Annotated in this window: 10 protein-coding genes and 2 tRNA genes; 11 read left to right on the plus strand and 1 reads right to left on the minus strand. The window is 70.2% G+C overall.

What is annotated here, in order from left to right; genetic code table 11:
• Positions 1–4: 4 nt before the first annotated feature.
• Complete coding sequence (nadB, locus tag OWM54_RS36505; RefSeq protein ID WP_223751660.1) at positions 5–1,594, minus strand: L-aspartate oxidase; 1,590 nt, start codon at positions 1,592–1,594, stop codon at positions 5–7.
• 87 nt (positions 1,595–1,681) lie between these two features.
• Here nadB and OWM54_RS36510 point away from each other — a divergent pair, with 87 nt between their 5' ends.
• From OWM54_RS36510 to OWM54_RS36560, 11 genes are all read left to right on the plus strand, one after another.
• A complete protein-coding gene (locus OWM54_RS36510; RefSeq protein WP_223751659.1) occupies positions 1,682–2,371 on the plus strand; it encodes a lytic transglycosylase domain-containing protein in 690 nt (229 codons plus the stop codon).
• Positions 2,328–3,908, plus strand: coding sequence for a tetratricopeptide repeat protein (locus tag OWM54_RS36515; protein WP_267700371.1), 1,581 nt, complete (start codon positions 2,328–2,330; stop codon positions 3,906–3,908). The genes OWM54_RS36510 and OWM54_RS36515 overlap by 44 nt, the downstream gene beginning before the upstream one ends.
• The gene (locus OWM54_RS36520) at positions 3,842–4,192 is read left to right on the plus strand and encodes an AIM24 family protein (protein WP_267701197.1); all 351 of its coding nucleotides are present in this window, start codon (positions 3,842–3,844) and stop codon (positions 4,190–4,192) included. The genes OWM54_RS36515 and OWM54_RS36520 overlap by 67 nt, the downstream gene beginning before the upstream one ends.
• Positions 4,193–4,202: 10 nt before the next feature.
• A complete protein-coding gene (gene pgsA / locus OWM54_RS36525) occupies positions 4,203–4,892 on the plus strand; it encodes a CDP-diacylglycerol--glycerol-3-phosphate 3-phosphatidyltransferase (protein WP_141324607.1) in 690 nt (229 codons plus the stop codon).
• Between the two features lie 78 nt (positions 4,893–4,970).
• Positions 4,971–5,045: transfer RNA gene (locus OWM54_RS36530), tRNA-Gly, on the plus strand.
• Positions 5,046–5,138: 93 nt separating this feature from the next.
• Positions 5,139–5,213 (plus strand) — tRNA-Gly (locus OWM54_RS36535).
• 219 nt (positions 5,214–5,432) lie between these two features.
• The gene (locus OWM54_RS36540; protein ID WP_223785385.1) at positions 5,433–6,215 is read left to right on the plus strand and encodes an ABC transporter permease; all 783 of its coding nucleotides are present in this window, start codon (positions 5,433–5,435) and stop codon (positions 6,213–6,215) included.
• 9 nt (positions 6,216–6,224) lie between these two features.
• Complete coding sequence (locus OWM54_RS36545) at positions 6,225–7,517, plus strand: ABC transporter ATP-binding protein (RefSeq protein WP_267700372.1); 1,293 nt, start codon at positions 6,225–6,227, stop codon at positions 7,515–7,517.
• 75 nt (positions 7,518–7,592) lie between these two features.
• Positions 7,593–11,405, plus strand: coding sequence for a glycosyltransferase (locus tag OWM54_RS36550; RefSeq protein ID WP_324289167.1), 3,813 nt, complete (start codon positions 7,593–7,595; stop codon positions 11,403–11,405).
• 273 nt (positions 11,406–11,678) lie between these two features.
• A complete protein-coding gene (locus OWM54_RS36555; protein WP_267700373.1) occupies positions 11,679–13,640 on the plus strand; it encodes a methyltransferase in 1,962 nt (653 codons plus the stop codon).
• Positions 13,637–15,928 carry a glycosyltransferase gene (locus OWM54_RS36560; RefSeq protein WP_267700374.1) on the plus strand — a complete coding sequence of 764 codons (2,292 nt, stop codon included), beginning with the start codon at positions 13,637–13,639 and terminating at the stop codon, positions 15,926–15,928. The genes OWM54_RS36555 and OWM54_RS36560 overlap by 4 nt, the downstream gene beginning before the upstream one ends.
• Positions 15,929–15,950 lie beyond the last annotated feature (22 nt).

The following is a 15,950-nucleotide window of genomic DNA, read 5'->3' on the forward strand; positions in this document are numbered from 1 at the left end:
TCCCTCACAGCTCCCGGGAAAGGGTGGTGTCTCGCAGCCAGTGGTGGTCATCGGGATGCGGATAGTCGAGGGTGAAGTGCAGTCCCCGACTCTCCTTGCGACGGCTGGCGCAGTCGACGATGAGCAGGGCCACATCGGCGATGTTGCGCAGCTCGATGACGTCCCGGGTCACCTCGAAGCGCCAGTAGTAATCACGAATCTCCTCGCGCAACAGCTCCAGCCGGCGGCGCGCGCGCATCAGCCGCTTGTCCGTCCGGACGATGCCCACGTAGTTCCACATGAGCCGGCGGATCTCGTCCCAGTTGTGGCTGACGACGACGCTCTCGTCGGACTCCACCGCGCTGCCCGGATCCCACTCCGGCGGGTCCTCGCGCGGGGTGGGCAGCGACGCCAGCTCCTCCGCCGCGACCATCACGGCGCGCTGACCGAACACGAGCCCCTCCAGCAGCGAGTTGGACGCGAGCCGGTTGGCGCCGTGCAGTCCCGTGCAGGACACCTCACCGATGGCGTACAGGCCCGGCACCGACGTGCGCCCGTGCAGGTCCGTCACCACGCCGCCGCACTGGTAGTGGGCCGCGGGGACGACGGGGATGGGCTGCACGGCCATGTCGATGTTGAACGCCTTGCAGGTGGCGTAGATGTTGGGGAAGCGCTCGGTGAGGAACGCCCGGCCCATGTGCGTCATGTCCAGGTAGACGCACTCGTCGCCGGTGCGCTTCATCTCCGCGTCGATGGCGCGCGCCACCACGTCGCGCGGGGCGAGCGCGCCCAGCGGGTGGTAGCGCTCCATGAACGTCTGCCCGCCCTTGAGTCGCAGCTTGCCGCCCTCGCCGCGCAGGGCCTCGCTGATGAGGAAGCTCTTGGCCTCCGGGTGGAAGAGGCAGGTGGGGTGGAACTGGTAGAACTCCATGTTGGCCACCTGCGCGCCCGCGCGGTACGCCATGGCGACACCGTCCCCCGTGGCCACGTCCGGGTTGGACGTGTACAGGTACACCTTGCCCGCGCCGCCGGTGGCCAGCACCGTCACCTTCGCGAGGAACCGCTCGATGCCGCCGTTCTCCAGGAGCGCGTACGCGCCCAGACAGCGGCTGCCGCCGGGCCTGGGCTGGCGCCGGTCCAGGATGAGGTCGATGGCGGCCGTGTTGGCGAAGAAGGTGATGTTGGGCGTCTCGTCGCACCTGGCGAGCAGCGCGCGCTGCACCTCGCGCCCGGTGATGTCACCCGAGTGGATGATGCGCCGTGCGGAGTGGCCGCCCTCGCGCGTCAGGTCGAACTCGCCGGAGGTCTGCCGGTTGAACTCCGCGCCCAGCGTGACGAGCTCCCGCACGCGCTCGGGGCCCTCGCGCACGGTGACCTCCACCGCGTCCCGGTGGCACAGGCCCGCGCCCGCGACGAGGGTGTCCTCGATGTGGGCGTCGAAGGAGTCGGTGGGGGCCAGCACGCTGGCGATGCCACCCTGGGCGTAGGCCGTGTTGCTCTCGCCTCGCTCGCGCTTGGTCAGCACCGCCACGGTGCCATGCCGGGCCGCCTGGAGGGCGAAGGAGAGGCCCGCCACGCCGCCTCCCAGGACGAGAAAGTCGAACCGATGGGGCATGGCCAACAGCCTTAACGACTGTAAGTGCTGGAAACAAGGCGTTTTCTTGAGGACTTTCCGGCGTGTGTCTAAGGTTCGAGGGCCGATATGCGAGCCATTCCCGCGCTCATGCTCTGTGCCGTGCTGGGCCTCCCGTCCTGGGCGGGCGCGTCCGAGTCCATCTACCGGTACGTGGAGAAGGACGGGACCATCGTCTACACGAACGTGCCGCCGACGGGCTCCAAGGGCGCGAAGAAGATGAAGGGGGCGTTCACCCAGGCGCCGGCGAAGAGCCGGCCGGTGGTGGGGCGCTCCCGCACGCCGCCGGACCTGGACCCGCACATCGCGGCGGCGGCGGTGCGCTACCGCATCCCGACGGCGCTCGTGCGCGCCATCATGCACGCGGAGAGCAACTTCAATAAGAACGCGCTGAGCCACAAGGGCGCGAGCGGACTGATGCAGTTGATGCCGGCCACGGCGTCGGACATGTACGTGAAGGACATCTTCGACGAGCGCGACAACATCGAGGGCGGGGTGCGCTATCTGCGCGTGCTCGCCAACATGTTCGACGGCGACATGGTGAAGATGATTGCCGCGTACAACGCGGGCCCGGACGCGGTGAAGCGCTACGGCGGCAAGGTGCCCCCGTACGAAGAGACGCAGGGGTACGTGCGCAAGGTGCTCCAGCTCTACTACCACTACAAGGAGCGCGAGCGACCCGCCGAGAGCGGACCCCGCGAGCTCACATCCCAGAATGACGACGCGCGTGAAGGGGCGGCCGGAGACGAGCCCCGCTGACGACGAGTTCCTCCAACAGCTCCAGCGTGGTGGAGAGCTGCTGGCGGCCAACAAGGTCATCGAGGCCAGGAGCTTCCTGGAGCGTGCCCACCAGCTCCAGCCTCGCAACGAGAAGGCGCAGAACCTGCTCGGGCTGTGCTTCTTCAAGCTCGGCATGTTCGACAGGGCGGCCGAGCTCTACGAGATGCTCGTGCGCGACAACCCGGTGGACCCGACGCTGCGGGTCAACCTGGGCCTGGTGTACCTGAAGACGAACGCGCTGCAGCGCGCGGTGCGCGAGTTCGAGACGGCCACGGACCTGTCGCCCGAGCACCAGAAGGCGCAGAACTACCTGGGCCTGGCGCTCGCGCAGATGGGCGAGTACGGCCGCGCGCGTGAGCACTTCCTGCTCGCGGGCAGCGACGCGATGGCGGAGAAGATGTCCCGCGCCATCGCCGGGGAGAACTTCGCCCGCGCCACGCCCGCGCCCGTGCCGCCGCCCGCGGCGCGGGTGGAGAGTCCTGCCCCCGTGCGGGCTCGGTCCCTGGAGCCCGAGGAAGAGGAGATCCGCTTCGCCGAGGACGAGGGGCCGAGCGCGCTCGGTGGTGGTGAGTCGGAGTCCTCCGCGTCTCAGTCCCCCGAGGAGGCGGGGAGTCCGTTCACGACCGCTGGCCCTGTCGGCACGTCGGGGGGGGCGCTCTCCGCGTCGGGGGCGTCCGGAGCGACTGGCGCGCCGGGAACCTCGGTGGCCGGTGGCGCGCTCTCCTCCTCGGGAGCGTCCGGAGCGGGTGGCGCCTCGGGAGCGTTCGCAGCGGGTGGCCCACCGGGGAGTTCAGGCCCGTCCGGGGTCGGTAGCTCGCTGGGAGCGTCCTCGGCGGGTGGTGTGCCGGGTGCGACGGGCGCGGTCGGTTCTTTGGGCGCGTCCGCCTCGGTCGGAGCCGTCACCGCTTCGGGCGCGTCGAACGTGGCGAGCCAGGGTGCCGCGGTGGGTTCGCCGCCCATCCACGGGGCGGCGGCCTCGGCGGGCGAGTCCCTCCAGACGGGCTCGAGCACGTCCCCCGCGTCGGGTTCCTCCGCCACGGCGGGCACGGGCCCCACCTCGGACGAGACCTCCGCCGCGACCTCCTCGGTGCCGCTGTCCCGGCTGCAGCTCACCAAGGTCGCCGCGCGGCCCGCTCCGACGCGTGAGGCGACCTCCTCCGCGCCGCTCCTGTCGGTGCTGGCGCCCTCGCTGGCCCTCGAATCGGAGCGGGGGAGTGGTCCCTTCGCCCTCGGCGAGGGCCGCTTCCGCATCGCCGTGGAGACGGAGCTGCTCACCCGGCTGGACGGCCTGGTGGCGCTCGAGGGGCAGCTCGCGTTCCAGCCAGAGATGAAGCGCTTCCGGGGCCGGGCGACGGACAAGCCCTTCGGTGAGGGCGCCTCGCGCATGGTGCGCGCCCGGGCCGGGGCGTGCTCCACCTGGAGCACGCCGAGCGCCGCACGTTCCTGGCGGTGGACCTGGGCGAGGACTCCGCCTACTTCCGGGACGAGAACGTCTTCGCCTTCGAGGAGCCGGTGATGTTCGAGAATGGCCGGGTGCCCTCCGACATCGCGCCGGACCTGGACCTGGTCCACCTGCGCGGTCAGGGGCAGGTGCTGCTGAGCCTGCCCGGGCCGCTGCGCTCGGTGGCGGTGCGCCTGGAGGCGCCGGTGACGGTGCCGCTGACACACCTGGTCGGGTGGCAGGGCAACCTGACGCCTCGCGTGGTGCCGCTGCTCAAGTCCGCCTCCGGCGAGTCGCTGCGCACGGCGGTGGAGCTGGGGGGCGAAGGTTTTGCCCTCATCGCGCTTGGGGTCCGCTAGAAGGCGCGCCATGGCCACCGACCGAGCGATTCGCAAACAGCGCAAGCGGGAGGAGCGGGCGCGTCGGCGCGCCGAGCGCAAGCCGAGCGTGCTGGTGCAGGAGTTCTGGAACCTGCCCAACATGCTGACGCTGGGGCGCATCTTCCTCATCCCCCCGTTCGTCTGGCTCATGTACGACGGGGACCCGCTCAGCTCCCTGTTCGCGGGGCTCGTCTTCGCCGTCGCCGCCATCACCGACGTCATCGACGGCTACCTGGCGCGCAAGTGGAACCTCATCACCGTGGTCGGCAAGTTCATGGACCCCCTGGCCGACAAGCTCATCGCCATGGCGGCCCTGGTGATGATGGTGCGGCTCGGACGCATCGCGGCGTGGGTCGTCATCGTCCTGCTCGCCCGCGAGCTCATCGTCAGCGGCCTGCGCACCATCGCCGCCAGCGAGGGCATGGTCATCGCCGCCGGCCAGGAGGGGAAGTGGAAGACCTCCCTCCAGCTCGTGGGCATCATCTCCCTGTGCGTCCACTACGTGCACCCGCTGACGCTCGGCTCGTTCAGCACGCCCGTGGACTACAACCTCGTGGGCAAGGTGCTCGTCTACCTGTCCGGCGCGTTCTCCGTCTGGAGCGCGGTCGTCTACTTCCGGGCCTTCCTCGCCATGCTCGCGAAGCGGGGAGACGAGGCGCCGATCGCGAAAAGTGTTTGACGCCGTTGGGAGGCCTCTGTATACCCCACCTCACTTCGGGCGCGGCGCTGACGCGACGCGGCTGAAGCGGTGCCTGATGCGGGAATAGCTCAGCGGTAGAGCATCGCCTTGCCAAGGCGAGGGTCGAGGGTTCAAATCCCTTTTCCCGCTCCAAAAGAAGGCCCCTTGGGAAACCAGGGGGCCTTTTGTTTTCACCTGAGAAGGGTGCGGGCGCCGGAAGGTTGAGACGTCGTCGCGGTCCATGATGCGGGAATAGCTCAGCGGTAGAGCATCGCCTTGCCAAGGCGAGGGTCGAGGGTTCAAATCCCTTTTCCCGCTCCAGAACGAAGGCTCCCAGGGAAACCCGGGAGCCTTTTTGTTTTCTCACGCAATGACTCGCATCGCATGCGTGGCGGCCCCGCGGGGTGGGACGGCCGAGCGTGCGTCAGGGCCGGCTGGACGGAGGGGAGACGACCCTTCGCGAGAGGGCACGAGGGAATCGTGCGGGGTGTATGGCTTGCCTCGCACGCACTCGGGCCCTGCTATATGAAGGGCCCCCTCATGATTCGCCTCGTCCGAGAACTGTACCAATACCGAGGCCTGCTCCTCAGCCTCGTCCAGCGTGAGCTCAAGGCCCGCTACCGCGGCTCGTTCCTGGGCTTCCTCTGGACGTTCCTGAATCCCACGCTGCACATGTTGGTGTACGCGCTGCTCTTCACCATGGTGATGCGGCAGAACATCCCCAACTACCCGTACTTCATGTTCGTGGGGCTGCTGCCGTGGATCTGGTTCACCTCGTCGCTGACGGCGGGCGCCAGCGCCATCAGTGACCGGCGCGACCTGATGACGAAGGTGCGCTTCCCGGCCCAGGTGCTGCCGACCACGGTGGTGATGACGAACCTGAGCAACTACGTGCTGTCGCTCCCGCTGATGCTGACCCTGGGGCTCATCTACGGGCAGTACCCCACCTGGCACGTCATCGCGTTCCCGCTGGTGGTGCTCATCCAGCTCATCTTCACGCTGGCGCTCACGTACATCGTCGCGGCCATCAACGTGTCGTTCCGGGACCTGCAGCACATCGTCGGCAACGTGCTGACCATGTGGTTCTTCCTCACGCCGGTGCTGTACCAGGCGAGCACCATCCACGACGAGAGCCTGCGCACGACCATCCTGATGGCCAACCCCATGGCCAGCTTGATGCTGTCGTACCAGGCCATCTTCTACGAGCACCGCCTGCCGGACGCGGGCCCGCTGGCCGCGCTGGCCGTCGTGTCGGTGGTGCTGCTGTGGGGCGCGTCCGTCCTCTTCGAATCCCGCCGCGAGGACTTCGCGGAATCCATCTGAGCCGTCGCCATGCAGGAACCCCTCGACGCCATAGTGCTGCGCGATGTCGTGAAGAGCTTCCGGAAGAGGACCATCCGGGGTGAGTACACGACCTTCAAGTCCGAGCTGCTGCGCTGGTTGCGCGGCAAGAACAAGCCGAAGGAGGGGGGGCTCATCACCGCCCTGCGCGGCATCAACCTGCGCATCCCCCGCGGCAAGACGGTGGCCATCATCGGCCGCAACGGCTCCGGCAAGAGCACGCTGCTCAAGCTCATCACCGGCATCTACACGCCCACCTCGGGGGTGATGGAGATCAACGGCCGCATCTCCGCGCTCCTGGACCTGGGCGCGGGCTTCCACCCGGACTTCTCCGGCCGGGAGAACATCCTCATCAACGGCATCATCCTCGGCATGTCGCGCACGGAGGTGCGCGAGCGGATGGATGACATCATCGCCTTCAGCGAGCTGGGCGAGTTCATCGACGAGCCGGTGCGCACGTACTCCAGCGGCATGTACATGCGCCTGGCGTTCGCGGTGGCCACGCACGTGGACCCGGACATCCTCATCGTCGACGAGATTCTCGCGGTGGGCGACGAGCACTTCAGCAAGAAGAGCCTCGCGAAGATGACGGAGTTCAAGAAGCGCGGGAAGACCATCGTCCTGGTGACGCACGACCTGGGCACCGTGGAGAAGTGGTGTGACGAGGTCGCCTGGATCGACGGTGGCTACATCCGCCGCGTGGGCCGCCCCTCGGACGTCGTGGCCGAGTACAAGCAGGCCATCGCCCTGGCGGAGGCGCAGTCCGCCACCTTCACGCCGCCGGCGCTGACCGAGGACGGCGGCGCGCTGCCCCAGGTCAACGTGCCCGTCGAGGACGGCCCCGTGCGCCTGTCCGGCCTGCGGCTGACGTCGCCGGGCGGCGCGGAGGTGGCGCGGCTGTCCCCGGAGGTGGCGGTGGAGGTCTGCGTGGACTTCTCCGTCCAGGGGCCGTGCGCGGACCTGGAGTTCGAGGTGTCGCTCCAGTCCCCCGAGGGCCGGGCGCTCTACGAGACGAGCACGCGCGTGGAGTCGGTGCCGCTGCCGAAGGAGCTGCCGTCCTCGGGGCGGATGCGCTTCGTGCTGGAGAGGCTGGGCCTCTTGGCGGGCACGTACGTGTGTGTGGTGTCGGCACGCACGGCGCAAGGGGTGTCCCGCGAGCGCTGCACCTTCGAGGTGAGCTCCTCGGTGGCCGAGCGCGGGGTGTTCCGTCCGGCCCATCACTGGGTGGTGGAGCCCGTCGCGGTGCAGCTCGCCCCCGCGCTCGCGGGTGGCGGCCGTCCCTGAGTCATTCGGGTTGGCGGGAGTCGTCAGGGGGCGTATCCGTGCGGCCGGCACGCGAACGAGAGAGGCGGTACGGCGGTGAAGACAGTGCTGGAGAAGCTCGCCGGTGATTCACAGGCGCCCGACGCGGCGCCGGGCGCCGGGGAGCTGGCGCGGATGGTGGCCGTGGTGCGCTCGCTGCTGGAGGCGCGCCGCCCGTGTCTGCCCGGGGCCTGCGAGGACGTGACGGCGCTGGAGGGCGCGCTGCGGCTGCTCACCGAGCAGCTCTACCGGGCCCGGCCGGAGGGGGCGCACGCGCTGTCCCCGCTGCAGGAGGCCTCGCGGCTGGCGGTGCCGCACGAGTTCGCGGTGCCGGACTCGCACCGCGCCACGCTGGGCCGCGTGGTGACGGCGACCAAGCGCGCCTTCATCGAGGGACTGCACCCGTTCCACGTCGAGTCACTGCGTCCCCAGGCCGACTTCAACAAGGCCGTGGTGCGCGTGCTGGAGTACCTCACGGTGCACCGCGCGCTGGGCCTGCGCGAGGACGTGTCGGCCTGGGCTCGCGCACAGCTGGCGCCCAAGGCGGACCCGACGCGCTGGCGGGTGGCGCGCTCCCACCGGGGCGGCGCGCTGGGCTCGGTGGTGGAGGCCGCCAAGCGCTCGTACCTGTCCGCGGCGGGGCCCGTGCTGGAGGGGCTGCTCAAGGGACAGTCGGCCTGGAACGCGGCCATGGTGGAGGCCGTCGTCGCGGCGGCCAGCCCCACGCCGCCCGACGAGGCCACGGGCGCCCGGTGGGTGGCGGGGCTCGTCGAGCACAACGACCCGCTGCGGCCCGAGGCCCTGCCGCGCCCGCTGCGCGCGGGGGCGCCCTTGTGGACGGAGCTGTTGCGTCGGCAGACGCGCTTCAACGAGCAGGCGGTGCTGGCGCTGGCGGGTGTGCTGGGCACGCGCACCCCCGCGCCCCGTCCCCCGGAGCTGGGTGACTACGAGGGCTGGTGCGCGGGCCGGGAGCCGGCGGACCTGGAGGCTGCGCGCGAGGCGCTCGGGACGCTGTCCTCGCGGCCCCGGGTGACGCTCGTCACGCCCGTCTACAACACGCCCGAGTCCTTCTTCCGCGAGTGCGCGGACAGCGTGCGGGCGCAGCTCTACACGGAGTGGGAGTGGGTGCTCGTCGACGACGCCAGCACCGCGCCGCACGTGGCGGGGATGCTGCGCGAGGCGGCGGCGGGGGACGCGCGCATCCGCGTGGTGACGTTGGAGCAAAACGGCGGCATCGCTCGGGCGACGAACGCGGGCCTGGCGGTGGCGACGGGCGACTGGGTGGGCTTCCTGGACCACGACGACACGCTGGCGCCGCACGCGCTGGCGCGGATGGTGCTCGCGGCGGAGGCGGAGCCCTCGCTCGAGGTCCTCTACAGCGACGAGGACCGGCTGGACTCCGAGGGCCGGCGCACGGCGCCGTTCTTCAAGCCGGACTGGTCTCCGGACCTGCTGCGCTCGGTGAACTACGTCTGCCACTTCCTCTTCGCGCGGCGGCGGTTGATCGAGGCGGTGGGGGGCGTGCGCGAGGGCTTCGACGGCTCGCAGGACTTCGACCTGATGCTGCGGCTGAGCGAGGCGGCGCGCGGCATCGGCCATGTGCCCCAGCTCTTGTACCACTGGCGCGCCAACCCGGCGTCGTTCTCCAGCCAGGCGGCGGGGCTTTCGAAGGCGACGGACGCGGGCGAGCGCGCGCTGCGCGAGCACCTGGCGCGCAAGGGCGAGGCGGCCGAGGTGTCCAGCCCCGCGCCCACGCAGTACCGGGTTCGCTATCCGGTGAAGGGCACGCCGAAGGTGTCCATCATCGTCCCGTTCAAGGACCGGCCGGACTTGCTGGAGCTGCTGGTACCGGGGCTGCTCTCGCGCACGACGTATCCGCACTTCGAGGTGCTGCTGGTCTCCAACAACAGCACGAAGCCGGAGACCTTCGCGCTCCTGGAGCGGCTGACGGACCCCCGGCTGGTGAAGCTCACCTGGGACTTCCCCTTCAACTACCCGGCCATCAACAACTGGGCGGCGAAGCAGGCCACGGGCGAGCTGCTGCTCTTCCTCAACAACGACATGGAGGTGGTGGACCCGGGCTGGCTGACGGAGCTGGTATCGCAGGCGCAGCGGCCCGAGGTGGGCGCGGTGGGCTGCAAGCTGCTCTTCCCCGAGGGCACGGTGCAGCACGCGGGCGCGGTGGTGGGAATCACCGGCATGGCGGGCCACCCGTTCTGGCGGCTACCGGATGGCCCCATCTCCACGCCGTTCGGCCACACCGAGTGGACGCGCAACTGGCTGTCCGTCACCAGCGCGTGCGTCATCTTCCGGCGCGACGTCTTCGAGGGCCTGGGCGGCTTCGACGAGCGCTTCCAGGTCTGCGGCAGCGACGTGGACATCGGCCTGCGGCTCAACCAGCGCGGCCTGCGCGTGGTGTACACGCCGCACGCGCGCCTCATCCACCACGAGTCCGCCAGCCGCCGCGCGGACGCCGTGCCGGAGTCCGACTACTGGTGGTCCTACGTGTCCTACCGGCCCTGGCTGGGGGAGCGCGGAGACCCGTTCTACAACCCGAACCTCTCGCTGCTCGGCACGGACTGCTCGCTCCGACGTCACCCGGAGACGGGCGAGACGCTGGCCCTGCGCACGCTGACGCACGACGTGCCCAGCGCGCAGGACCCGGCGATGGAGGCGCGGGCGCGGGCGCAGCGCCACCTGGTGGAGCACCTGGGCGAGCTGGACTTCACGCCCGAGCAGGCGGCGGCGTCCCGCGAGTCGGCGGGAGCGGCCCTCTCGGCCCTGCGCGCGCGGGGGAAGGTGCGCACGGCCACCTGGTTCATCCCCGCGTTCGGCCACGTCTACGCGGGCATCCACACGCTGTTCCGCTTCGCGGACCTGATGCAGCGGCGTCACGGCGTGCAGAGCGACTTCGTCGTCTACGACAAGCCGGGCGCGAGCCCCGGGGACTTCGAGGCCAGGGCGGCCACCGTGTTCCCCGGCGCGGCGGGGGCCTTCCGCGTGCTGGCGGGGGCGTCCGCGCTGTCGGAGCTACCCGAGTGCGACCTGGCCATCGCCACGTACTGGACGTCCGCGTACCCGGTGCTGAGCCACCCGCGCGCGGCGGTGCGCGCGTACTTCGTGCAGGACTACGAGCCGATGTTCTTCGCGGCCGGCACCCAGTCCGCGCTCGCGGAGCAGACCTATCAGCTGGGGCTCCTGGGCATCTTCAACACGCCGGGCCTGCGCGACACGGTGAAGGCGCTGCATGGCATGGACGGCTTCGCCTTCGAGCCCGCCGTGGACTCGGCGCTCTTCCATGACCGGCGTCCGGCGCGCAAGGGCCCGGTGCGGGTGTTCTTCTACGGACGGCCCGGCAACGAGCGCAACGGCTTCGAGCTGGGCCTGGCGGCGCTGGCGCGGCTCAAGCGGGAGCTGGGCCCGGCGGTGGACATCGTCACGGCGGGCGCCGAGTGGCATCCGGAGTCCTACGGCGTCCGCGGGCTGGTGACGAACCTGGGCGTGTTGCCCGCGGAGCGCACGGCGGCGCTCTACCGGGAATGCGACGTGGGTCTGTGCTTCATGTTCACCCGCCACCCGTCCTACCTGCCCCTGGAGATGATGGCGTGTGGCGTGACGGTGGTGACCAATGACAATCCCGCGAACCACTGGTTGCTGGAGGACGGGGAGAACTGTCTGCTGTCCGCGCCGACGGTGAGCTGCGTGCTCGCGCGGCTGCGCGCGGCCGTGACGGATGCCTCGCTGCGCGCGCGAATCGGTGCGCGCGCGGCGGAGCGTGTGCGCCGCACGAGCTGGGAGGAACAGGTGGACCTGCTGCTTGAATACCTGCTGACGCCAGACGTCGGGAGCGCTCGCGCCGCCGTCAAGTGAGGCACTCGCCCGGCCCGCTCGCTCGGATGTGGGCCAGGCGGGCGTCGGATGCGTCGGATAAGACAGGTGCCCGTGCGACTGGGCGCACCTCGTGGCTTTTACCCTTCACTGCCAGCACGTCCCTTGCCTGAGCGCCGCCAGTCATGGGAATGGTTGCAGGACTTACCGAACTTCGCTGGAAACGGACCCTCGGTCCATGTAGGCGGCGTCAATTCTCAACGGCCTATGTACAAAGACATCAAGAGCGAGCGCCCCAGCGGGGACTCGACGCAAATGAGCAAGGGGCTTCCATTGTGGACGCCGGCCGCCGGCCGCGCGCAGTGGGAGGCGGGGAACGCCGACGCGCAGGGCGCCAGGATTTACGGTCAGCAGGAGCGGGTGCTGAGCACGCTCATCCGCGCGGAGCAGAAGCGCCTGGACCGTGCACTGTCCGTGCTGGAGCTCGGCTGTGGCTTCGGTCGTCACGCCGCCTATGTCACCCGGCTCTCGCACGTCCAGTACCACGGGTATGACGCCTCCGAGTCCATGACGGAGCCGCTGCGTCGCGAGGCGCCGCAACTGGCGAAGGAGCGCATCTTCTTCGGCGAGGACCCGCTCACCGCGGTGGGCGAGCGCCGCTTCGACGTGGTCTTCAGTGTCGCCACGCTGCTGCACACGCCGGGGGACCGCATCTCCAGCCTGCTGGAACGCCTGGGGCGGCTGCTGTCGCCGGATGGCGTGCTGGTGCTGGTGGAGAACCCGCTGGTGCCCACGAGCGTGTGGGACGCCTCGCAGCACCCGGGCGGTTGGCTCCACGCCTTCGCGGACCTGCTGCCACAGGGGTGGGATCTGCACCACGGGCCCGGTCTGGTGGACGGCCAGGACGTCTATGTCCTCAAGCGCCACGGTGACGAGGGCCGCCGCTACTTCCAGCTCACGGGGCCGGAGTCGCCGCGGGACGAGTCGCGGCCGGTGACGCTGGAGGCGCTGCGCGAGCGTGCCATGCCCCAGTTCCTGGCGTGGGCGGAGCGGGCCAGCAAGTCGCTGTCGGGGGCCGCGGCCACGAGCGCCGAGGCGAAGGTGGAGGAGCTCACCGCGCGGCTGGCGGCGGAGACCGAGCGCTTCGCGCGCCGCCAGCGGCTCCAGGCGCTGTCCGACGACCTGGCGCGCCTGCGGGCCTCGCGCGTCGCGTTCCCGGACGCGCCCACGGCGTACACCCCGCCCGCGGGCATCCCGGGCTTCCTCCACAACGCGCCGCTGGACACGCGTTGGGCGGCCATCATGCCCCGCTTCGGGAAGCTGATGCATGTCTTCCACCAGGAATGGCATGGCATCCGCGCCGCCGCCGGCTACATGCCGGGTCAGAAGCTGGCCATCGCCTGCGAGCGCACGCTGGATGAGCGGGAGCTGCGCGCGGCCCTGGAGCTCGTGCAGCGCAGCGGCTGTGACACGGTCATCGTCCACTCGTACTCGCCCAACGCCCGCGACTTCATGGTGCTGCTGCGCCGGACGATGGGCTCGTCGGTGCGCATCCTCTCGCTGTGGCACGGCTCGTCGGCGCAGTTCCACTACTCGCTGGAGCTCGACTACTTCGCGCAGCTCGTGGACCTGAAGCGGCGCGGCGTCATCGACGAGGTGGCCACCGTCAAGCCGGGCATGCACCTGCTGTCCTCGGACATCTTCCCCAAGACGGTCATCAACCTGCCGCCGCGCGTGTCGGACGCCGAGCGCACCTCGCCGACGCGGCGGATGACGCGCGCCGCGCTCATCCCCACGCCCAATGACTGGCGCAAGAACTTCTTCACCAACCTCTTCGCCTGCCAGGCCTCCACGCGCATCGACGACGTCTACGTCACCGCGAGCTACAAGCTGCCCGAGGCGCTCAAGGCCCGCCGCCGCATCCACCACGTCGCGCGCCCCAGCCGCACGGAGCTGTTCGAGCTGGTGCGCCGGTGCGACATCGTCCTGAACGCCTCGCTGTCGGAGTGCCAGCCGATGACGGCGCTGGAGGCGCTCTCGCTGGGCATCCCGTGTGTCCATGGCACGCTGAGCCTGGGGGCGCTGGACGCGCATCCCTATCAGCGGCTCTCGCAGATCGCCGGCGTGGACTCGGTGGAGGCCGTCACCGCGGCCATCGAGCAGGTGGTGTCGCTGCGCGAGCGTGCGCCCGAGGAGCTGGCGGGGATGATGGCGGACTACGCGCGCGCCCTGATGGCGGAGGCCGTCGACGTCCTGGGGGAGTTCGTTCAGTCATGAGCCCGCGTCGTGTCTGTCTCGTCACCGACGAGCTCTATCCCTTCACCGCGGGAGGCATCGGACGGGTCCTCCACAACCTGGTCGAGGACTCGCTCCAGCGCGACGCGGACATCGAGCTGCACCTGCTCTTCCCGTCGAACGCGACGTTGAACCCACGCGAGGTGGAGGAGCACTTCCAGGGCCGCGTGCGAGCGCACCGCGCCGCGCCGCGCGCCGACTGGGAGACGAGCATCGACGAGGGCGGCGTCTATCCGCCTCCGGGGGCCTTCACCGACACCTCCTGTCATGCCCAATCGATGGAGCTGCTGCTCGAGCTGCGCCGGCTGGAGTCCGAGGGCATCGACTTCGAGGTCATCGAGTTCCCGGACTACCGGGGCTGGGGCTTCTGCGCCATCCAGGAGAAGCTGCTCGGCTGTGGCCTCGTGGGCGCGCGGATGGTGGTGCGGCTGCACTCGACGGCCGGGATGCTGGCGCCCTTCGAGCGTCAGCTGCCGGGGCGCGAGCACCTGGGCCAGTACGAGCTGGAGCGCAAGGCGCTGCTGGACGCGGACCTCGTCGTCGCGCACATCCCCGGCGTCGCCGAGCTCAACTGCTCACACTACGGCTTCGCGCGTGGCTGGCTGGACAAGGTCATCCGGGAGTTTCCGCCCGTCGCGCCGAAGCGGGAGCTGGTGCCGCTGCGAGGCGAGGGTGAGCCGGACCTGCTGTTCGTGACCAAGGTGCAGAGCATCAAGCGCGCGGACGTCTTCGTGCGCGGAGCCGCCGCCTTCATGCGCCGCTGCTCCGAGTACCGCGGCAAGGCGGTGCTGGCCTGCCACGTCGCGAGCGCGGCGTACCTGGCCCAGGTCCAGGCGCTGATTCCGGAGGACCTGCGTCCGCGGTTCGTCTTCACCGGTCCCAGCAAGGACCGGGACGCGCTGATGCGACAGGGCATCGTCGTCATCCCGTCCGCCTACGAGTCCCTCAACCTCACCGCGTACGAGGCCGCCAGCGCGGGCGCCACGTTGGTGCTCAACGCGGCGTGCGTGGCCTTCGCCCCGGGCAGCCCCTTCGTGGACGGCGTCAACTGCCACACCTTCGATGGCTCGGTGGAGGGGCTGGTGGATGCCATGGAGCGCGCGTGGCGCTCCGGTGCGCTCCATCCGGTGGAGTGGACGGCGGACGCGCCGTACTGGGAGCGGCCCCAGCCGAAGCCCGAGCGGACCGGGAACCCGCCCGACGAGCGGAGGCCTCGCGTCAGCGTGCTCATCACCAACCACAACCTGGGGCGCTTCCTCCCGGAGACGCTCGAGAGCATCGCGGACAGCGACCATCCGGAGATCGAGGTCATCATCGTCGATGACGCCTCCACGGGGGCGTTCGACCACGAGGTGCTGGCGCATATCGACGAGGCCATCCGCGCCGGTGACAGCGGGGTGAAGCTCATCCGCAACCCGGTCAATCGAGGGCTGCCGGCCTCGCGCAACATCGGCCTGCGCGCCGCGACGGGCGACTACATCCTGCCGTTGGACGCGGATGACTGCATCAGCCCCACCTTCATCCGCATGGCGGTGGAGGCGCTCGAGCGTCACCGCGAGTTCGACGTGGTGGTGCCGTCCACGGGCTACTTCGACTCCGACGAAGCGCGGGCCCAGCGTCGCTTCATCGACTACGCGCTCTTCATCGGTGACTGCCCATCCCTTGGAATGGTCGCCAACCGGTTGGCGTGCGCCACGTCGCTGATGCGCCGCTCGGTGTTCGAGCGGATCCGCTACAACGAGCAGCTGACGAGCTACGAGGACTGGGACCTCTACCTGCGGCTGGCCCACTCGGGCAGCCGATTCCTGGTCACCAACGCGCTGCACTTCCACTACCGGCGGCGCAAGGGCTCGATGATTACCGGGGTCAACCGGCACCGGCACCTGGAGCTCCTGTACCAGCTCCACCAGGGCCTTCCCCGGCCGCTGCCCGCGGGTACGCAGCTGGCCATGTTCCTGTTGCTGGCCCAGCCGGAGCACGCGCTCCACGCGGCGACCACCGAGGCGGTGTCGACGGCGGCGGCGAGCGAGGCGCCCCTGCGCTACGACGTGGTGGACAAGGTCAACCGGGCATTGAAGCGCGTGCCCGTGGTGCACCGGATGCTCAAGGTCGCCGCGGCCGGATTGACGCCGGAGGGCGAGGAGGTCCGGCCCATCCGTTATTCGCTGGTGGACCTGCTCAACCGAACCCTCAAGCGGATGCCGGCCGTGCATCCCCGCATGAAGCAGGTGGTTCGCACCACCAGCCAGTGGGGGCTCAGCCGTCGCTGAACCGGCGGTGCCCGGAGAGGAC

The sequence above is a fragment of the Myxococcus sp. MISCRS1 genome (assembly GCF_026626605.1).
GTDB classification, from domain to species: Bacteria; Myxococcota; Myxococcia; order Myxococcales; family Myxococcaceae; genus Myxococcus; species Myxococcus fulvus.